This window comes from Luteimonas sp. BLCC-B24 (genome assembly GCF_028550595.1).
Lineage (GTDB): Bacteria > Pseudomonadota > Gammaproteobacteria > Xanthomonadales > Xanthomonadaceae > Luteimonas.
On sequence record NZ_JAQQGN010000001.1, the window covers coordinates 412,450 to 432,025 of the forward strand.

At 70.7% G+C, this 19,576-nt stretch carries 17 protein-coding genes; 9 read left to right on the forward strand and 8 right to left on the reverse strand.

The genetic code is table 11. From position 1 onward, the window contains the following. Nucleotides 1-21 precede the first annotated feature (21 nt). Nucleotides 22-474, forward strand: a complete 453-nt coding sequence (locus PQS31_RS02115) for a hypothetical protein (RefSeq protein WP_272761026.1) — start codon at nucleotides 22-24, stop codon at nucleotides 472-474. A 75-nt stretch (nucleotides 475-549) separates the two neighbouring features. Here PQS31_RS02115 and PQS31_RS02120 read toward each other — a convergent pair whose 3' ends face one another. The 4 genes from PQS31_RS02120 to PQS31_RS02135 all read right to left on the reverse strand — a co-directional run bounded on the left by PQS31_RS02120 (nucleotide 550) and on the right by PQS31_RS02135 (nucleotide 5,125). Further along, on the reverse strand, nucleotides 550-1,404 hold the full coding sequence (locus PQS31_RS02120; RefSeq protein WP_272761027.1) for a pirin family protein: 855 nt from the start codon (nucleotides 1,402-1,404) through the stop codon (nucleotides 550-552). Between the two features lie 282 nt (nucleotides 1,405-1,686). After that, entirely contained in the window at nucleotides 1,687-3,894 is a 2,208-nt protein-coding gene (gene rlmKL / locus PQS31_RS02125) for a bifunctional 23S rRNA (guanine(2069)-N(7))-methyltransferase RlmK/23S rRNA (guanine(2445)-N(2))-methyltransferase RlmL (RefSeq protein WP_272761028.1), read from the reverse strand. 203 nt (nucleotides 3,895-4,097) lie between these two features. Continuing rightward, complete coding sequence (locus PQS31_RS02130; RefSeq protein WP_272761029.1) at nucleotides 4,098-4,628, reverse strand: hypothetical protein; 531 nt, start codon at nucleotides 4,626-4,628, stop codon at nucleotides 4,098-4,100. Beyond that, nucleotides 4,625-5,125 carry an MOSC domain-containing protein gene (locus PQS31_RS02135; RefSeq protein ID WP_272761030.1) on the reverse strand — a complete coding sequence of 167 codons (501 nt, stop codon included), beginning with the start codon at nucleotides 5,123-5,125 and terminating at the stop codon, nucleotides 4,625-4,627. The genes PQS31_RS02130 and PQS31_RS02135 overlap by 4 nt, the downstream gene beginning before the upstream one ends. Nucleotides 5,126-5,148: 23 nt before the next feature. On the opposite strand from PQS31_RS02135, the gene PQS31_RS02140 reads away from it, so the two are divergent. From PQS31_RS02140 to PQS31_RS02160, 5 genes are all read left to right on the forward strand, one after another. Then, nucleotides 5,149-5,721: an N-acetylmuramoyl-L-alanine amidase gene (locus PQS31_RS02140; protein WP_272761031.1), complete on the forward strand. Its 573-nt coding sequence runs from the start codon at nucleotides 5,149-5,151 to the stop codon at nucleotides 5,719-5,721. A 90-nt stretch (nucleotides 5,722-5,811) separates the two neighbouring features. Continuing rightward, nucleotides 5,812-6,699 (forward strand): acyl-CoA thioesterase II, encoded by an 888-nt coding sequence (gene tesB / locus PQS31_RS02145; protein ID WP_272761032.1) that lies wholly within the window; start codon nucleotides 5,812-5,814, stop codon nucleotides 6,697-6,699. Between the two features lies 1 nt (nucleotide 6,700). After that, nucleotides 6,701-7,369: a pathogenicity-like protein gene (locus PQS31_RS02150; RefSeq protein WP_272761033.1), complete on the forward strand. Its 669-nt coding sequence runs from the start codon at nucleotides 6,701-6,703 to the stop codon at nucleotides 7,367-7,369. Then, nucleotides 7,347-7,532, forward strand: a complete 186-nt coding sequence (locus PQS31_RS02155; RefSeq protein ID WP_272761034.1) for a hypothetical protein — start codon at nucleotides 7,347-7,349, stop codon at nucleotides 7,530-7,532. The genes PQS31_RS02150 and PQS31_RS02155 overlap by 23 nt, the downstream gene beginning before the upstream one ends. 78 nt (nucleotides 7,533-7,610) lie before the next feature. Beyond that, the gene (locus PQS31_RS02160) at nucleotides 7,611-8,792 is read left to right on the forward strand and encodes a sigma-70 family RNA polymerase sigma factor (protein ID WP_272761035.1); all 1,182 of its coding nucleotides are present in this window, start codon (nucleotides 7,611-7,613) and stop codon (nucleotides 8,790-8,792) included. 157 nt (nucleotides 8,793-8,949) lie between these two features. Here PQS31_RS02160 and PQS31_RS02165 read toward each other — a convergent pair whose 3' ends face one another. Continuing rightward, the gene (locus tag PQS31_RS02165) at nucleotides 8,950-9,642 is read right to left on the reverse strand and encodes an EF-hand domain-containing protein (RefSeq protein ID WP_272761036.1); all 693 of its coding nucleotides are present in this window, start codon (nucleotides 9,640-9,642) and stop codon (nucleotides 8,950-8,952) included. Nucleotides 9,643-9,796: 154 nt separating this feature from the next. Here PQS31_RS02165 and PQS31_RS02170 point away from each other — a divergent pair, with 154 nt between their 5' ends. Together PQS31_RS02170 and PQS31_RS02175 are read left to right on the forward strand one after the other, a co-directional pair. Next, nucleotides 9,797-10,546 carry an arginyltransferase gene (locus PQS31_RS02170; RefSeq protein WP_272761037.1) on the forward strand — a complete coding sequence of 250 codons (750 nt, stop codon included), beginning with the start codon at nucleotides 9,797-9,799 and terminating at the stop codon, nucleotides 10,544-10,546. Further along, a complete protein-coding gene (locus PQS31_RS02175) occupies nucleotides 10,543-11,781 on the forward strand; it encodes an endonuclease/exonuclease/phosphatase family protein (RefSeq protein ID WP_272761038.1) in 1,239 nt (412 codons plus the stop codon). The genes PQS31_RS02170 and PQS31_RS02175 overlap by 4 nt, the downstream gene beginning before the upstream one ends. Before the next feature lie 21 nt (nucleotides 11,782-11,802). On the opposite strand, the gene PQS31_RS02180 is transcribed toward PQS31_RS02175, so the two are convergent. The 3 genes from PQS31_RS02180 to PQS31_RS02190 form a co-directional block, all read right to left on the reverse strand. Then, the gene (locus PQS31_RS02180; RefSeq protein WP_272761039.1) at nucleotides 11,803-13,488 is read right to left on the reverse strand and encodes an AarF/UbiB family protein; all 1,686 of its coding nucleotides are present in this window, start codon (nucleotides 13,486-13,488) and stop codon (nucleotides 11,803-11,805) included. Continuing rightward, the gene (locus PQS31_RS02185; protein ID WP_272761040.1) at nucleotides 13,488-14,000 is read right to left on the reverse strand and encodes a CinA family protein; all 513 of its coding nucleotides are present in this window, start codon (nucleotides 13,998-14,000) and stop codon (nucleotides 13,488-13,490) included. Before PQS31_RS02185 ends, PQS31_RS02180 begins: the two co-directional genes overlap by 1 nt. Before the next feature lie 129 nt (nucleotides 14,001-14,129). Beyond that, nucleotides 14,130-16,682 carry a TonB-dependent receptor gene (locus tag PQS31_RS02190; RefSeq protein WP_272761041.1) on the reverse strand — a complete coding sequence of 851 codons (2,553 nt, stop codon included), beginning with the start codon at nucleotides 16,680-16,682 and terminating at the stop codon, nucleotides 14,130-14,132. A 269-nt stretch (nucleotides 16,683-16,951) separates the two neighbouring features. Between PQS31_RS02190 and mutS the strand changes: the two genes are divergently transcribed. Further along, on the forward strand, nucleotides 16,952-19,549 hold the full coding sequence (gene mutS / locus PQS31_RS02195; protein WP_272761042.1) for a DNA mismatch repair protein MutS: 2,598 nt from the start codon (nucleotides 16,952-16,954) through the stop codon (nucleotides 19,547-19,549). The last annotated feature ends 27 nt before the right edge of the window (nucleotides 19,550-19,576 follow it).

The window sequence follows — 19,576 nt, forward strand, 5'->3', positions numbered from 1 at the left end:
GTGACACACAGGGGAATCTCGATGCACATCACACGATCACTGGTACTGGTCGGCACGCTGCTCGCCGCCGGTGCGGCGCAGGCGCAGACCGCGAACGACTGCCCGCAGCTTCCCGCCGGCACGGCGACCCAGTGGGAAGTCCAGCAGGGTCCGAGCTTCGTGTTCTGCCGCGCGGTGGAGCGCGATACCGCACGGCAGGCCTTCGCGGTGACCATCGGCCGCGAAGCGACGTTCAAGCCGCGCCGCACCGACCGCGTCGGCAATCGCGTGTCCATCGACGGCAATCCGACCTACTGGCACGCGCCGCAGAACGATCTGTCGACCGGCACCCTGGTGCGCGAAACGCTGCTGGAACTGCCGTCGGGCGATTACGCGCACATCATCGTGCGCGCGAACGACGAAACCCAGCTCACGCGTGCGCTGCAGGAAGTCGAAGGCCTGCACTTCTCCGGCATCCGGCTCGGCAGCAAGTAACCCCGTCGGGCGGCCGGGCCGCGTCCGGCCGCCTGCATCGCGCGTCCGCACGACGACACCGGCCGGGCGTTCGCGTCAGAAGCGGCCCTGCTGGAAGTCCACGAACGCCTGCATGAGTTCCTCGCGGGTGTTCATCACGAACGGCCCGTGGCGGGCGACCGGCTCACGCAGGGGCCGGCCGGCGACGAGGATCAGCCGCGTCTCCGCGTCGCCCGCCAGCACCTGCAGGCGTGCGCCGCCGCCGAGCACGGCGAGTTCCTGCTGCGCCAGGGGCCGGGCGTCCTCACCCTCGCCGAGCTGCAGCCCGCCCTCGTAGACGTAGGCGAACGCGTTGTGGCCGTCGGGCAGCCGGTAGGACCAGGCGGCGCCGGCCTGCAGCGTGATGTCCAGATACACCGGCTCGGTGGCCGGTTGCACGATCGGACCGGACACCCCGTCGACCGCGCCGGCGATGAGCTTCACCGACACGCCCGGCGCCGGGGTCACCACCGGCAGTCCGTCCGGCGCGAACTCCTGGTACTTCGGCGCGGTCATCTTGTCCTTCGCCGGCAGGTTGATCCACAGCTGGAAACCGCGCATGCGACCGGCTTCCTGCTCCGGCATCTCTGAATGCACGAGGCCGCGGCCTGCGGTCATCCACTGCACGCTGCCCGGCACCAGCAGCCCTTCGTTGCCGTGGTTGTCCTTGTGACGCATGCGACCGTCGAGCATGTAGGTCACGGTTTCGAAGCCGCGGTGCGGATGATCGGGAAATCCGGCGAGATAGTCCTCGGCGCGGTCGGTGCCGAATTCGTCGAGCATCAGAAACGGATCGAGATCCGGCAGCTGCGGCGTGCCGATCACGCGTGTGAGTTTCACGCCGGCGCCGTCGCTGGCGGCCATGCCACGCACGGTGCGGACGATACGGGCGGCATCGGGGATCGCGCTCATCGGTCGACTCCTCTCGGGGGTGCGAACGACGATGCGGGCACGGCGACGGGATTGCACGTGCGCAGGTGGAACGGTGGTTTCCGTGGAGACGGCGAAGCGCCGGAGTGCCCGCGCATACGGACATCCCGTGTACGCCTGCCCGCGGCCAGGACAGGACGCGCCGGCCCTCGGCGCGTCGCCGGCGCTCGCCCCCGGTTCGCGCGCGACCACGGTGAAAGGCGGCACGCGAGCCGGCGCCGCGTCCACGCGGACGAGGCGCCCTCCCGTACCTGAGTCAGCGACTCAGCGCGCGGTGAGCCGCCACGCGCGGTGGATGCGCGGGTTGCGCTCGAAGTCCGGCGGAATGGTCGCGGCCGTGATGTCTTCGACATGCGCGAACGCACCCACGGCACCGGTGTCGAGCCTGAAGCGGCGGAAATTGTTGGAGAAGTACAGCACGCCGCCCGGCGCGAGACGCGCGACGGCGGCCTCCAGCAGGCGCACGTGCTCGCGCTGGATGTCGAAGTCCTTCGCGCGCGCGGAGTTCGAGAACGTCGGCGGATCGCAGAAGATCAGGTCGAACTGCGCGGTCTCCGCTTCCAGCCACTGCAGGGCATCGGCCTGCACCAGACGGTGCTTCGCGCCGCCGAAGCCGTTCGCGGCGAGGTTGTCGGCGCACCACTGCAGGTAGGTCCCCGACAGGTCGACGGTGGTCGTGGTGCGTGCGCCACCACCGGCCGCGTGCACCGTGGCCGCGCCGGTGTAGCCGAACAGGTTGAGGAAGCGCGTGTCGGCGGCTTCGTCGGCGATGCGCAGGCGCATCGGGCGATGGTCGAGAAACAGGCCGGTGTCGAGGTAGTCGAACAGGTTCACGCGCAGGTGCACGCGGCCCTCGTCGACCAGCAGGAACTCGTGCCGCGCATCGAAGCGCCCGTACTTGCTGCCGCCCTTGCCCTTTGCGCGCGTCTTGACCGCGATGCGCTCGCGCGGGATGCGGAACACGTCGCGCGCGGCGGCCAGCACGTCACCGAAACGGCGCCGGGTCACGTCCTCGGGAATCTCGGCCGGCGCGGCGTATTCCTGGATGTGCAGCCACAGGGGCGCGCCCTCGGCGCTCACGTCCGCTTCGGACTGGATGTAGACGTCGATCGCGGCCGCGTACTCGGGCAGGTCCGCGTCGTAGACGCGGTAGCAGCTCACGCCTTCGCGCTCGCGCCAGGCCTTGAGCTTGCGCAGGTTCTTGCGCAGGCGATTGGCGACCATCGTCGCGCCTTCGCCCAGTGCCTCGGGGTTGTCACTGACGGCACGCTGCGGCGGGCGCACCGGGTCGCAGATGATCAGGCTGCACTCGAGTGCGCCGTTGAACACCTGGTACTTCTTCTTCGCGCGCAGGCCGGTCGCGTGCGCGAGCTCGGCATCGCCGCAGAGCAGACTCGCGCGCCACCCGGGCACCGCGCGTGCCAGCGCATGGCCGAGCGTGCGGTACAGCGCGGGATCGGCGGCCAGACGCGCGTCGTAGGGCGGATTGCAGACCGCGAGCCCACGCGTCACCGAGTCGGCCAGCGCGGCGTCTTCCTGCGACGCCGGCGGCACGGGCGCCTGCAGCGTGGCGACATCGCCGATCCGCCAGTCGATCGCCTCGCGCAGGCCGGCGGCGGTCGCGTTCTCGCGCGCGGCGTGGATGGCGTGCGGGTCGAGATCGCGGCCGAAGAACACCGTGCGCAGACGCTGGCGGCCGCTGCGCTCGCGCGCGAGCGCCTCTTCGCACAGCGTCTTCCACTGTTCGGTGTCGAAACCGAGCCAACGGCTGGGCGCATGCCCGGCCGTCGCCGCGCCGCCGTCGCGCGACAGGCCGGGCGCGACATCGGCGGCCATCAGCGCGCCCTCGATCAGCAGCGTGCCGCTGCCGCACATCGGGTCCAGCAGCGCGCCGCCCTCGGCGTAGAGCGCCGGCCAGCCGCCGCGCAGCAGCACCGCCGCCGCCAGATTCTCCTTGAGCGGCGCTTCGCCCTGCGCGCGGCGCCAGCCGCGGCGATGCAGCGGGCCACCGCCGAGGTCCACCGACAGCAGCGCGCGGCCCTTGCGCACTACCAGGCTCAGGCGCAGGTCCGGCGATTCGACGTCGACATCCGGGCGCGCACCGGTGGACTCGCGCAAGCCGTCGACGATCGCGTCCTTGACCCGCTGCGCGGCGTAACGCGCGTGGGTGATCGCGCTGCCCGAGACGTGCGGGTCGATCGCCAGCGTCATCGTCGGGTCGAGATGCGCGGTCCAGTCGATCGCGCGCGCGCCGGCGTAGAGCGCGTCCTCGTTCTCGCAGGCGTAGTCGGCGATCGGCCACAGCACGCGGCTGGCCAGGCGCGACCACAGCACGGCGCGTTGCGCGTCGTGCAACGTGCCTTCGACGTTGGCGCCGGCGGTGGTCGCCGTGGCGTGCGCGCAGCCGAGTGCGAGCAACTCGTCGACGAGGAGGTATTCGAGGCCCTTGGGGCAGCTGGCGAAGAATTTCATGGGAATCCGGATGCTGCGTGGAATGTGTGCGCGCCGCGGTTCACGACGACCCGCGCTCGGGGTGGGCGTCGGGCCGACGGGCTGTTCACCGGGCGGCGCCAGTGGACGGGAGACCCGCGGCGGGCGAAGGCGATGGACGCCCGCCTAGGCGGGCATGACGGACGCACGTCCGGCAGCGGGTGCGGACACCGGGGCGCCGGACGTCAAAGCGACCGCAACAGCGCCGCGAACGCATCCGCCGACGCCTCGACATGCGCGGTCAGGCGGTGATTGTCGTCGACCAGCAGCAGACGCGCGCGACGTGCACCGGTCCAGCCGACGACATCGGCCGCGGGTATCAGCTCGTCGCCCCAGCCGTGCACGACCGCCAGCGGCACCTCGGCCGCCTGCAGCGGATGCGCCGCATCCAGGCGCACCGGCGGCGCCATCAGGAACAACGCGGCCACCGGCACCTGCAGCGAGACCCGGCCGGCGATCCAGGCGCCGAGGCTGGAGCCGGCCAGCACCACCGGTCCGCGTCGCGCGGCGGCCATCGTCAATCCCAGCAGGCGCTCCACGCGCGCGGCGACATCGCCGAGCGGGCTGACCTCGCGCCTGCCGTCGAGATCGGTGTAGTCGGGTCGCTCGTGGCTCCAGCCCAGCCGTTCGGCGGCCTCGGCGAGCGCGGTGACCTTGGTCGCTTCGGGGCCGCTCTCGAAGCCGTGCGAGAGGATGCAGTGGCCGCGCGCGCTCATGCGTCCACCCACTCGACCGCGTCGCCGATCGCCAACGTCCCGCCCGCGATCACCCGCGCGCACAGACCGCCCATGCCGCGCATGGCGTTGTAGCCGCCGGGTCCGAGCAGCGCTTCCATCTTCGAACACGGATCGCAGGGCGCCGTGCCCTCGAGCAGCGCCGTGCCAACGCGGAAACGCCGCCCCTTGAGCGCGATCAGCGGAATGCCCGACACCACCAGGTTGCGCCGCAGTGCGGCCGGCGCGACCTCGGCATGCCCGCTGAGCGCGGCGATCACCGGCAGGTGCTCGGCCTGGATCAGGGTTACGCCGCGCTTGCCGCTGCCGCCGGTGTAGCGATCACCTTCGAGGCCGCCGCCGGTCACCGCCACAGCGCTTTCGACGATCTCGACCGGCTCGTCGCGGGCCGGCCGCAGGCCGATCCAGTCGACCCGCCCGGCGCGCGGAAACTGCGTCATCAGGGCGTGCAGATCGGAATTCGGCGGCGGGTTTCTCATGGGTGAATGCTAGCATCCGCGCCATGTCCGACCCCACGTCCGCGCCCCGGATCACGCTGCAACCGTTGCCCTATGTGGACCTGCTGCCGCCGCGCGCGGCGTCCGACATCACGCTCGCGGTCGTCCACTGCACCGAACTGCCCGACCTCGCCACCGCGCGTGCCTACGGCGAGCGCGTGCTCTACGACAGCGGCACCGGCGCCAGCGGTCACTGGTACATCGATCGCGACGGTTCGATCGTCGAATACGTACCGGCCACGCGGGTCGCCCATCACGTGCGCGGCCACAACGCGCACTCGGTCGGCATCGAACTGGTCAACACGGGTCGCTTTCCGGACTGGTACGACAGCCGCCGCCAGGCGATGGACGAGCCCTACCCACCCGCCCAGATCGAGGCGCTGGCCGCCCTGCTCGCCCATCTGCGCGAGGCGCTGCCCGCGCTGCGCGACATCGCCGGCCACGAGGATCTCGATACCGGCCAGATCGCCGCCAGCGACGATCCGGCGCGCACCGTCGCCCGCAAGCGCGATCCCGGCCCCTTGTTTCCCTGGCCCGCGCTGCTGGCGCGGGTGCCGCTGCAACGCATCGGCGTCTGAACGCCGGGGTCAGGGCCCGGGCTCGGCCCACCTATAATCGTCGGCCGGCACGCTCCGCGCCGCCGCTCCCTTCCGTGCACGGTTTCCGCGATGACGCCCCCCGTTTCCGAACTGATCGATCTGCTCTCGCTCGAACGCCTCGAGGACGACCTGTTCCGCGGCCAGAGCCGTGACATCGGCACCAAGTACGTGTTCGGCGGCCAGGTGCTGGGCCAAGCGCTGTCCGCGGCGCAGGCGACGATGACCAGCCCGCGCCCGGCGCATTCGCTGCACGCGTATTTCCTGCGCGCGGGCGATGTCGAGGCGCCGATCGTCTACGACGTCGACCGCACGCGCGACGGCGGCAGCTTTTCGGTGCGCCGGGTGACCGCGATCCAGCACGGCAAGGTGATCTTCTTCTGCGCCGCCTCGTTCCAGGAGGAGGAGGCCGGCGCCGAACACCAGCTCTCGATGCCCGAAGTGCCCGCACCGGAGGACATCGAGCCGCAGGATCCGCTGCCGGCCGAGGTGCTGGCGACGCTGCCGGTGAAGGTGCAGCGCTGGCTCGACCGCAGCGGCCCGTTCGAATTCCGCCACGTCTACCCGCGCGACGAACTCAAGCCGCCGAAGCGCCCGCCGTTCCAGCAGATGTGGTTCCGCCTGACCGGCCCGGTCGGCGACGCACCCGTGCTGCACCGCGCCCTGCTGGCCTACGCGTCCGATTTCCAGTTGCTCGGCACCGCGACCTTCCCGCATGGCATCAGCTACTACCAGCCGAACGTGCAGATGGCCTCGCTCGATCACGCGCTGTGGTTCCACCGCCCGTTCCGGGTGGACGACTGGCTGCTGTACTCGCTCGACAGCCCCAGCGCCCAGGGCGCGCGCGGCCTCGCCCGCGGGCAGATCTTCGACCGCAGCGGGCGGCTGGTCGCCAGCACCGCGCAGGAAGGCATGATCCGGGCGCGCCCGGCCGCGTCGCCCACGCCGGCGGCCGGCTGAGATGCGCCAGGTCTTTAGCAGCCCCCGACTGGAAAACGTCGAGCGCGTGGCCGAGCTGCTGCGCGCCGAGGCCATCGAGGTGCGCATCGTCAACGGCCGCTCGTACAAGGGCAGCCGGCGCAGCAATTTCAGTTACCGCGAGGGCGCCAGCGGTCCGCGCCCCTCGGTGTGGGTGGTGCGCGCCGAAGACCAGACCCGCGCCCGCGCGCTGCTGCGCGAGGCCGGCCTGCTGCAGAACCTGCCGTCCACCCGCAGCTATCTGGGCCAGGGCGAGGTCGTGTTCGCCACCGAACGCCCCGCACCGCGCCAGGGCATGAGCCGCGCGTCGAAGGTGCGCTACACCCTGCTCGGCGGCGCGGCGCTGGTGACCGCACTGGCGTGGCTCTCGCGCCCGGATGCGGACGCGCCGACTGCGGACCAATCCGCCGTCATCGCCGAGGCACCGGCGCCCGAGGCGCCGAGGCTGGACATGGTGCCGCCGACGGTCGAGGCCACGGTGAACCGGCTGCCGGTCCCGCAGGCGCTGGCCGAAACCGTGCTGGCGACGGAACTGGCCGGCCTCGACGGGCCGGCCTGCATCGCCGTCGACGGACGGACGGACGCCGACCGCCCCGCTGCTCGCCGCGCTGGAGGCGATCGCACCGGACGTGCGCAGTGCCTCCACCTGTGAAGGCACCGATGCGACGACGCGACTGGACATCGCCAACTACCGCACCGACGGCTCGGGCCGCGGCACCGTCGACGTGATCATTGACACTGGCGGTGAGCGCGCGACGCGCACGCTCGCCGTGGCCCGCGACGGCCGCAGCTGGAACGCCGCGCCCGCGGAGTGAGGCATCATCGACCGGCCGGTCACATCCGGCCGGCCACACGCGTCGTGTTTGTCGTGACCCGCCGAACGGACCCGACCGATGCCCACGATCACCGCCGACGCCAGCCTCGAAGACCGCATCCATTTCGAGCTTCCGGCCGCGCGCGGCGGTGACCAGGCGGCCTACGGCCGCATCGTGCGCCTGAGCCAGAACGCGACGACGGCGATCGCCCTGGCGATCACCCGCGACGTGCAGGCCAGCCAGGACATCGCCCAGGAGGCCTATCTCAAGGCTTGGCAACAGCTTGGCCGGCTGCAGAACACGACGAGCTTCCTGCCGTGGCTGCGCCAGATCACCCGCAACCTGGCACGCGATTACCTGCGCGCGCGCCGCGACCGGTTCGTCGCCGGCGAGACCGCCGAGCGGGCCATCGCGCAGGCCGCCGATCCGGATGGCTGCCCGATGCAGCGCATCGTCGACGACGAGACCGGCCGTGTCGCCGCCGACCTGATCTCCGAACTGCCCGACGAGAGTCGCGAAGTCCTGCTGCTGTACTACCGCGAGGGCGGCAACTCGAAACAGGTGGCCGCCCTGCTCGGCCTGTCCGATGCCGCGGTGCGCAAACGCCTGTCGCGCGCGCGGCGGAGCCTGCGCGAGGACCTGGTGGCCCGCTTCCGCGAGTTCGCCGAAAGCTCGGCGCCCGGCACGGCATTCACGCTGCTGGTGACCGCAGGCCTGATGGGCTTCGCCAAGCCCGCCACGGCGAGCACAGCCGCGGGCGTCGCCGCCGGCGCTGCATTCGGCACGGGCGTCGCGGGCAAGGCGGCGCTCGGCAGCGCCAGCGCGCTGGGCGCGGCCGGCGTATCGCTGGTCTTCGGCGGCCTGACGCTCTGGCTCTGCCGGAAGATGGTCGCGCGTTACGCCGACACCGAGGCCGAGCGCCGGGCGATCCTCAAGCTCTACGACAGATGGTTCGTGTGGGGCTCGCTGGCCGGCGGCCTGCTGGGCGCTGGATTGGGCTTCATGACGGCCAGCAGCCGCATCGCGGACGGCTGGCTCCTGCTGTCGGCCGTGATCGCGCTGGTCCTCTACAACTATCCGTTGCTGACCAGCATGCCGCGCCTGATGAATCCGCTGATCGCGCGCGACATTGCGCGCGATCCGAAGGGCGGCGCGCGGCGCGCGCTGGGATATCGCCTGATGTTCGGCGCCAGCGGACTGATCCTGACGAATGTCGGCCTGATCGGCGTGCTGCTGATCTTCTGGCTCCGGACAGCCTGATCGGACACCCGCGCGACGCGGGCCGGTTTCGCCTGGCGCGCTCCGTCTTGCCGATGTTCGCGGTTGCTCCGTGCAGCACGAAGAAGTCCTGCCGCCGATGGAAACGAGAGAGGCCGCGCACTGCGCGGCCTCTTGCTGACAACCCGTTTTTGCGGACTCAGCGCTGCGGACGCCCGGCCTGCAACTCCTCGCGGCTGAGGAAGCCGTCGCGGTTCTCGTCGAGCCACGCGAAGCGCTCGGCCAGACGCGGCACCTTCTCGCTGACCTCGACCCGACTCAGCTTGCCGTCGCCGTTGAGATCGGCCTCGCGGAACATCGTGTCGAAGCGGCGCTCGCCCTCGGCGCGACGTTCGGCCGCCTTGGTCGTGTGCCAGGCGCGCAGCTCGCTGCGGGTGAGATAGCCATCGCGGTTGGTGTCGATCGCGTCGAAATTCGCGACCAGGTCGAAGCCGCGTCCGCCATGCGCACGCGGGCCACCGCGGCCGGCTTGCGCCCGCTCGCCGCGCGCTTCGGCGCTGCGTGCGCCCTCGCGGCGCGGTGCATCGGCACGTGCTCCACGCTCCGCACGCTTGGCGTCGCGACGCGCCTGCATCGCGTCCTGGCCCGCCTGCGCTTCGGCGCGGCTGATGCGGCCGTCGCCGTCGGTGTCGAAGCGGGCCAGCGCGTCGACCGGATTGCCCATGCGGTGATGGCCGCGCATGCCGTGCGCCCGCGGGCGTTCGCCGGCGGGCTTGGACGCTGCGGCAGCGTCGCTGCCTGCGGCGCGCGTCTGCGACTGGGCGAAGCCTGCACCGGCCATCGAGAAGGTGATCGCTGCGAGCAGCGCGGCGGCAAGAGTCTTGGTCTGCATTGTCGGTTCCCGTTGTGTGCGGCACGGCGCCGCCTTGTGCGGGGATCAACGCGTCTGACGCGACATCGGTTGACCGGGCGTCGGCCCGGTTCAGCTGCGGTGCGGCCGCGACGCCTGTCGCGTGCGTTGCGATCGGCGACGGTATCCTGACCGCATGCAGCACACTCCGCGCCCCGATCCGGACGGCGACATCGCCGCCGACCTGCGCCTGTTCCACACCGGCGCGCACGCCTGCGGCTACTGGCCGGAGCGCAGCGCGCGCGATCTGGTGCTCGATCCGCGCGACAGCCGCCTGCCGCGGTTCTATCCGCAGGCGCTGCGCTGGGGATTCCGTCGCTCGGGCGACATCGTCTACCGCCCGCATTGCGCCGGGTGCCGGGCCTGCGTGGCGGTGCGGATTCCGGTCGATGTCTTCGAGCCCAATCGAAGTCAGCGGCGCACGCTCGCGCGCAATGCGGAGATCGAGACGCGCGTGGTGGCGGCCGAACGCAACGAGGAGCGTCTGGCGCTCTACCAGCGCTATCTCGCCGCCCGGCATCCCGGCGGCGGCATGGACGATCACGGCGCCAGCGAATTCGACCAGTTCCTGATCGGCAGCTGGAACGAGGGACGCCTGCTGGAACTGCGCCTGCAAGGCCGGCTGGTGGCGGTGGCCGTCACCGATCTCACCGACGATGCGCTGTCGGCCGTCTACACCTTCTACGAACCCGATCTGGCTTCGCGCGGGCTCGGCACACTGGCGATCCTCAAGCAGATCGCCTGGGCGAAGCGCGAGCACCGCCCGCATCTCTACCTCGGCTACTGGATCGAAGGACACCGCAAGATGGACTACAAACGCAGCTTCCACCCGCTCGAGGGCTTCGACGGCCGCCAGTGGCGCGCCCTGCCGGAGCCGACGCGATGAGGTCGGCGATGGTCTGGCTTCTGGTGGCGCTGGCGGCGTTGCTGCTCGCGGCCTGCGTGCGGGTGGCGGTACACGGCGATGCCCCCGCGCCGACATCGATGCCCGCGCCCACCCAGGGCGCGCTGCGCATCGCCACCTACAACGCCTCGCTCAACAGCGACGAGGCCGGCGGGCTGCTCGAGCGCCTGCAGGGCGACGACGACGCCGCGCGCAAGGTGACCGCGGTGCTGCAGCAGGTGCGGCCCGACATCGTGCTGATCAACGAGTTCGACTACGTGGCCGACGGGCGCGCGGCGGACCTGTTCCAGCGCCGCTGGCTGGAGCGTCCGCAGCCCGGTGGCGGCGATGCGCTGCATTACCCCTATCGCTACCTGGCGCCGGTCAACACCGGCGTGCAGAGCGGACTGGACCTGGACAACAACGGCACGATCGGCGGAGACGGGCGCGACCGCGGCAACGACGCCTGGGGCTACGGCCTGCATCCGGGCCAGTACGGCATGCTGCTGCTGTCGCGTTATCCCATCGACGCGGCGAACGCGCGCACGTTCCAGATGTTGAAGTGGAGTGCGATGCCGGATGCCACCCGCCCGCGCGACCCGGTCACGGGCGCGTACTTCCATTCCGATGCGGTGTGGTCGCAATTGCGGCTGTCGTCCAAGTCCCACTGGGACGTGCCGGTGCGCACGCCGCAGGGCGTGCTGCACGTGCTGGCCTCGCACCCCACACCGCCGGCCTTCGACGGCCCGGAACGGCGCAACGTCGCGCGCAACCGCGACGAGATCCACTTCTGGAACGCCTATCTCGCGCCTGCGGGCCACGAGGGCTGGCTGTGCGACGACGCCGGCACCTGCGGCGGTCTCACCGCGGATGCGCGCTTCGTGATCCTCGGCGATCTCAACAACGACCCGGTCGACGGCTCGGGCGACCATAGTGTGATCGCCGAACTGCTCGAGCATCCACGGGTGCTGCGCACGGCCACGCCGCGCAGCGACGGTGCGATCGAAGCCGCGGCGGCCGAGGGCGGCGCGAACGCGGTGCATCGCGGTGCCGCCGCGCACGACACCGGCAGCTTCGGGCCGCGCGTGGGCAACCTGCGCATCGACTATGTCCTGCCCTCGGTCGGCCAGCGGGTCACCGGCACCGGCGTGTTCTGGCCACCGTCGAGCTCACCCCAGGCGGCGATCGTCGACGGCACCGATCATCGCCTGGTCTGGGTGGACGTGCTGCGCGACTGAGGACACACGGCGCCGCGCGGCTCAGCGGCGTCGTCCCGAGCGCCAGATCGACAGCAGGATCCACACGCCGCCCAGCGCCGCGCCGACGAAGCCGATCACGCCCAGCGCCATCAGCCAGCGGTTGCCGGAGCCCCCGCTGACCGCGTTCATCACGATCGACGAGCCGATGATCAGCGCGGCGACCACGAGCCCCATCGTCATGCGGTTCGCGGCGCTGTTGACCTGGTCGCCGAAGGCCTTGAGCGAGGTCACCTCGATCTGGCCGCGCAACCGGCCGCGGCGTGCGCTGTGCAGCAGCCGGCGCAGATCGCGCGGCAGGTCGGTCAGCAGATCGAGCGCGCCCGACAGCGATTGCTGCCCGCGCTGGGCCAGTGCGCGCGGCGAATGGCGCTGCCACATCAGCCGCTGCAGCCAGGGCTGTGCGGCACCGGTCATGTCGAAGTCCGGATCGAGCTGCCGGCCCAGACCTTCGAGGGTGAGCAGGGCCTTGATCAGCAGCGCGAGATCCGGCGGCAGCATCAGGCCGTGCCGGCGCAGCAGGCCGGTGACGTCGCCGAGCATCGCACCCATGTGCAGATCCTTCAGCAGCACCCCGCGGTACTGGTCGACGAAGGCGTCGATCTCCGACTGCAGACGGCCCTCGTCGGCCTCGGCGCCTTCGGTCCAGTCCAGCAGCACGTCGCAGACGGTCTGCGGCTGCTGGAACACCAGGCCGTAGAGCAACCGCGCCACCTGCTCGCGCAGCGTCGGCGACACCCGCCCCACCATGCCGAAATCGATCAGCGCCACGCGTCCGTCGCGCATGAAGAACAGGTTGCCCGGGTGCGGATCGGCGTGGAACAGGCCGTCCTCGAACACCATCTGCATGACGATGTCGGCGCCGGTCATCGCCAGCGCGTGACGGTCGAGGCCGGCGGCATCGATCGCGGCGAGATCGCCGGCCGGAATGCCGTCGACCAACGCCTGCACGTTGAGCCGTTCGCTGGTCCATTCCCAATACACGCGCGGGATCAGCACGCGGGGATCCTCGGCGAAATTGCCGGCGATGCGTTCGGCGTTGCGGCATTCGCGGGCGAAGTCCAGCTCGCGGCGCAGCGACGCATCGAACTGGCGCACCACTTCGACCGGGCGGTAGCGACGCAGGTCGGGCGCCTGCGACTGCACGATCTCGGCCAGCCGCGCGAGCAGGCGCAGGTCGGCCTCGATGATCTCGCGGATGCCGGGCCGGCGGATCTTCAGCACCACCGCCGTGCCGTCGTGCAGCCACGCGCGATGGGCCTGGGCCAGCGAGGCCGCGGCCATCGGCACGGGCTCGAAGCGAGCGAACACGCGGTCGGGCGCATCCCCCAGGTCTTCTTCGAGCTGGGCGCGCAGCGATTCGATCGGCACCGCCGGCACCTGGCTCTGCAGGCGACCGAGCGCATCGATCCATTCCGGCGGCAGCAGATCGACGCGTGTGGCCAGCACCTGGCCGAGCTTGACGAAGGTCGGCCCCAGATCCTGCAGCGCGTGCCGAACGCGTTCGGGCGGCGACAGCCGCAACACCGAATCCTCGCCGCCGCCGATGTGCAGCAACCGCCCGGCCCGTTCCAGCGCCCCGGCCATGCCGATGCGCTGGACCACGTCGCCGAAGCCGTAACGCACCAGCACCGAGGCGATTTCCTGCAGCCGGCCGAGGTCACGGACGGTGGCGAGGGCGTCCCACATCAGCGCGCGTCCACGGTCTCGGCCAGCCCGCGCAGAGCCGCAGCGACGGTCTGCCGGCGTACCGCGTCGCGATCGCCGTCGAACTGGAACAGGCGCGCGCTCGCGTAGCCGCCGCGGCGTTTCCACCCGATCCACACCGAGCCCACCGGCTTGTCCTCGCTGCCGCCACCCGGACCGGCGATGCCGGTCACCGCGACCGCGACGCTGGCGCCGGAATGCACCAGCGCGCCGGAGACCATCTCGATCACCGTCTCGCGGCTCACCGCGCCGTGGGTCTCGAGCGTGTGCGGGTTGACACCGAGCAGGGCCTGCTTGGCTTCGTAGCTGTAGGCGGCCATACCGCAGTCGAACCAGTCCGAGCAGCCGGCGACGTCGGTCACCGCCTTGGCGATCCAGCCGCCGGTGCAGCTCTCGGCCGTCACCAGACGGTGGTGGGTCTCGCGCAACAGGTAGCCGATGCGCTCGGCCAGGGCCTGCAGTGCGGCGTCGGAAGGAAGATCGGCAGGCTGCATGACGGATGCCCGTGTGGGGCCTGCCGTTTTACCGCATATCGGCACGCCTGATCGACGCGGCGCACCGGTGCCGGACACGAAAACGGGCCGTTGCCGGCCCGTCCCGTACGCACGCGCCGTGGGGGCGCGTCAGTAGCGCAGACGCAGGGTCATGCCGTAGGTCCGCGGCGCGCCGAGGAAGGCGTTGAACGAACCGGTCTGGATCGGCGCGTCGATGCCCACCTGCTTGTAGGTCTCGTCGGTCAGGTTCTGACCCCAGACTTCGAGCATCCAGCGCTGGTCCTGCCGGCCGAAACCGAGCCGGGCATTGAGCAGCGTATAGGCGTCCTGCATCTTCTCGGGCTTGAGGTCCGAGCCGGTGTTGTACTCGGACATGTACTTCGCACCGATGTTGAAGCGCCCCTGCAGGTTCGAGCCGATGTCCCAGGCGTAGGTGGCCGACGCATTGCCCGACCACTTCGGCGCGAAGCTCATCTGGCCGCCCGGCAGCAGCGGCAGGTCGGGCACGATGTCATTGCCGTACTCGGTTTCGGCGTAGGTCAGACCGGCCTGCAGCATCAGGCCCGGCACCCGGGTCTGCCACAGCACTTCGGCGTCGACGCCCTGCGAGGTGACCTTGGGAATCGAGCGCACGACGAAGGCGGTGCCGAGGAAGCTGTTGAGCTGGAAATCCTCGTAGGTCTGGTGGAACAGCGCGGCGTTGAACAGCAGGTTGCCGTCGGCCCAGTTGGTCTTCAGGCCCAGCTCGTAGCTGTCGACGAACTCGCCGTCGAACGAGGTGTCGTCCACCGGCGTGATGCCGACCTGCACGCGGTCCAGGTTGAAGCCGCCCGCCTTGTAGCCGCGCGACGCGGACACGTAGGTCATCACGTCGTCCGACCAGTCGTAGGCGACCTTCAGCGTGCCCGACCATTCCTTCTCGGTGCGCTCCTGGTAGGTACTGCGGCCGTTGTGCGCGATGTTGGCCCACGGCAGGCACATGAAGCCGGCGACCTGCGGCGCGATCGCCGGCACCAGACCGGCCAGCAGCTGCTGCTGCAGCGCCGGCGGCAGGCTGCCGAAGCCGTTGATGCGCTGCGCCAGCGCGCCGCCCACGCGTGCGGCCGGATTGGCCAGCGTCGCCGCACACCCTTGCGCGCCGTTCGGATTGGCGAAGTCCGACTGCAGGGTCTTCTTCTCGCGGGTGTAGCGCAGGCCCAGGGTGATATCCAGCGCATCGGTGGCGTGGAAGGTGTTGTTGGTGAAGATGGCCGCGCTCTTGGCGTTCTGCTCGTAGCGGTCGCGCGCGCCCTGCCCGGTGAAGTTGGTGCCGAACGGCCGGCCCGACACCTGCGACAGGAAGGTCGCCGGATTCGCCGTATTGACCGTCAGGCCGCGCGGTGCGAGCTCGGCCGCGAGTGCGGGCAGCACCTGCGACGCGACCGCAGTCGACAGATACGGCTCGTAGGCCGCACCGAAGTAGTAGGAGTCGTTACGGCCGAGATCCTCGTCGGCGTAGAACAGGCCCACCATCCAGTCGATGCGATCGCTGGAGCCGGTCAGGCGCAACTCCTGGCTGAAGTTCTCGAACTTCACCAGCGAGCCGTCCGGGTTCGGCGGGCGATAGAGGATGTCGGCGGCGCTGTAGTCGAAGTCGATGCTGGTGATCGCCTGCCAGTCGCGGAACGCGGTGATCGAGGTCAGCACTGCATCGTTGGCCCACGGCGTGGTCCAGTTGAGCTCGGCCGAGACGCCCTTGTCCTTGAGATCCTGCTCGGTGGTGCGGTTGGCGTAGGCCAGACGACGGTCGAGATCGACGACCGGGATGACGCCCTGCCCGCCCGGCGTCAGCGCATCGATGATCGGCGCCGTCGGGCCGCGCTGGGTGGTCACCGAGACGCAGCAGTTCTCTTCGCGGCTGGTGTAATCGGCGATGAAATTGATGTTGAGGTTGGACGTCGGCTCGAGCAGCAGTTGGCCGCGCAGCGAGTGGTAGTTCTGGTCGCCGTCGTCGGCCTCGCGGCGCGGGCCGCCACCACGCGCCACGTCGTCGACGCCGTCGCGCGAGCGCTTGGTCGCGAAGATGCGGAACGCCGCGTTGTCGCTGAGCGCGTCGTTGTACGAGCCCGACACGCCGACCAGGCCGTAGTTGCCGACGGTGACCTCGCCCTCGAGCGCCTGGGTGTAGCTCGGCCGCCGGGTGATCACGTTGATCACGCCGGCCGAGGTGTTCTTGCCGAACACCGTGCCCTGCGGCCCCTTGAGCACCTCGATGCGCTCCATCTCGCCGAGGTCGCCGAAGCCGACGCTGTTGCGCGCGCGGTAGACGCCGTCGATGACGATGCCCACCGACGATTCCAGGCCCGGGTTGTCACCCACCGTGCCGATGCCGCGGATGCGCGCAGTGGTCTGCGCGGCGGACTGCGTGCTGGTCACCGTGAGGCCGGGCACCAGCACCTGCATGTCCTTGATGTCGCGCACGCCGGTGTCCTGGAGCAGCTGCTCGGGCAGCACGTTGATGACGATCGGCACGTCCTGCAGCGCCTCTTCGCGCTTCTGGGCGGTGACCGTGATGCCGGCCAGCGTCGTCGGCCCTTCCTCGGCGGGCGGAACGGACTGCGCCAGCGCGGGCATGGCGGTGGAGGCGAGCGCGACGACGACCGCGCGCGTGAGCAGACGACGCTGCAGATAACGTGAATCCATGAAAGATGTCCCCCGAATGCGTTGTGTTTGGTTCCGGAACGCCCGCGCCGCAGCGGCATTGCGCCACTGCGGATTCCCCGCCTCCGGTCCTGCGTGGGGGACACGACCGGAGGCCGACAATCGCTTGTCTTGACGGAAACCTAACACAGTTCCGGACGGCCGCGTACGGGGGTCGGAACGCGTGGCCGCAGGCGGATCCGGCGGGCGTCCAGGGCCTCGTCCGGACCCGCTTTCGGGCAGAATGGCCGGCCGGCCGCACGAGCGATTTGATGTCCGCACCGCAGCACACGCCCCTGATGCAGCAGTTCTTCGCCGCCAAGGCCGAACACCCCGATGTGCTGCTGTTTTTCCGCATGGGCGACTTCTACGAGCTGTTCTACGACGACGCCCGCAAGGCGGCGCGACTGCTCGACATCACGCTCACCCAGCGCGGCAATTCCGCCGGCGCGCCGATCCCGATGGCGGGCGTCCCGCATCACGCGTCCGAGGGCTATCTGGCGCGGCTGGTCGCGCTGGGCGAATCGGTGGCGATCTGCGAGCAGATCGGCGATCCGGCCGCGAGCAAGGGCCTGGTCGAACGCAAGGTGGTGCGCATCGTCACCCCCGGCACCGTCACCGACGAAGCCCTGCTGCAGGAACGCCGCGACACCCTGCTGATGGCGGTCGCGCGCGACCGCGCCGGCCGCTACGGGCTGGCCTGGGCGGATCTCGCCGGCGGCCGGTTCCTGGTCTGCGAATGCGCCAACGCCGATACCCTGGAAGCGGAGATCGCGCGGCTCGATCCGGCCGAACTGCTGGTGCCCGACGAGGACGGCTGGCCCGACTTCCTGTCCGCACGCACCGGCGCGCGTCGCCGGCCGCCATGGCTGTTCGACGCCGAGTCCGGGCGTCGCCAGCTGCTGCAGTTCTTCGGCCTGCACGACCTCACCGGCTTCGGCATCGACGACAAGCCGCTGGCGATCGCCTCGGCGGGCGCGCTGCTGGGCTACGTCGAGGAAACCCAGAAGCAGCGCCTGCCGCACCTGACCTCCATTTCGGTGGAGAGCGGCGACGGCGCGATCGCGATGAACGCCGCGACGCGCCGGCATCTCGAACTCGACACACGCGTCGACGGCGATACCCGTCACACCCTGCTCGGCGTACTCGACGCCACCGTCACCCCGATGGGCGGACGGCTGCTGCGTCGCTGGCTGCACCGGCCGCTGCGCGACCGCGCGGTGCTGGGCGAACGTCTGCACGCGGTGCAGACGCTGATCGACTCGGGCGCTGACGACACCCTGCGCGAGCGCTTCCGTGCGCTCGGCGACATGGAACGCGTGCTCACGCGCATCGCGCTGCGTTCGGCGCGTCCGCGCGACCTGTCCACGCTGCGCGACGCCCTGGCGATGCTGCCGGAGCTGCGCGGCATCCTCGACGCGCTCGATTCGCCGCGGCTGCGCGCCCTGCACGACAGCCTCGGCGAGCATGCGGGCGAAGCGCATCTGCTGGCCACGGCGCTGGTCGAACAGCCGCCGGTGCTCGCGCGCGACGGCGGCGTGTTCGCCGACGGTCACGACGCGGAACTCGCCGAACTGCGGCGGCTGAGCACGCATGCCGACCAGTTCCTCGTCGACCTCGAACTCCGCGAGCGCGAAGCCAGCGGCATTCCGACGCTGAAGGTCGGCTACAACCGCGTCCACGGCTATTACATCGAAGTTTCCAAGGCGCACGCGGCGAAAGCCCCCGCGCACTACACCCGGCGGCAGACGCTCACCAACGCCGAGCGCTACATCACCGAAGAACTCAAGACCTTCGAGGACAAGGTGCTCTCGGCACGCGAGCGTGCGCTCGCCCGCGAACGACTGCTCTATGAGCAGCTGCTCGACGCGCTCAACGACCGCATCGAGGCCCTCAAGCACTGCGCCGCCGCGCTCAGCGAACTCGACGTGCTGGCCTGCTTCGCCGAGCGCGCCCAGGCGCTGGACTGGTCGCGCCCGCAACTCGAGGACGTGCCGGGCATCCGCATCGAGCGCGGCCGCCATCCGGTGGTCGAGGCGGTACGCCGCGAACCGTTCGAACCCAACGATCTGGTGCTCGGCGACGGCGCGGCGTTCGACGCCCGGCGCATGCTGGTGATCACCGGCCCCAACATGGGCGGCAAGAGCACCTATATGCGGCAGAACGCGCTGATCGTGCTGCTGGCGCACATCGGCAGCTTCGTGCCGGCGTCGCGCGCGGTGATCGGGCCGATCGACCGCATCCTCACCCGCATCGGCGCCGGTGACGATCTCGCCAAGGGCCAGTCGACCTTCATGGTCGAGATGGCCGAGACCAGCTACATCCTGCATCACGCCACCGAGTGCTCTCTGGTGCTGATGGACGAGATCGGCCGCGGCACCTCGACCTACGACGGCCTGGCGCTGGCCGATGCCTGCGCGCGGCATCTGGCGGCCACCAACCGCAGCTACACGCTGTTCGCCACCCACTACTTCGAGCTCACCGCGCTCGCGCAGCCGGGCAGCGGCATCGCCAACGTGCATCTGGATGCGGTCGAACACCGCGACCGCAGCGGCAGCGAGACGCTGGTGTTCATGCACGCGGTCAAGGCGGGCCCGGCCGATCGCAGCTTCGGCCTGCAGGTGGCCGCGCTGGCCGGGCTGCCGAAAGCCGTGGTCGGCGCCGCGCGTGCACGTCTGGCGGAACTCGAGCAACAGCGACACGACGGGGCGCCGCCACCGGCGTCCGCCGCGCCGACGGATGCGCCCCAGCAGATCGGCCTGTTCGCGCCCGCATCGGCGGCGCTCGAGGCGCTGGCCCAAGTGGATCCCGACGCCTTGTCGCCACGCGAGGCCCTCGAGACCCTGTACCGGCTGCGCGCCCTGCTGTGAGCCGTCGCCGTCTCGATAGCACGCGAC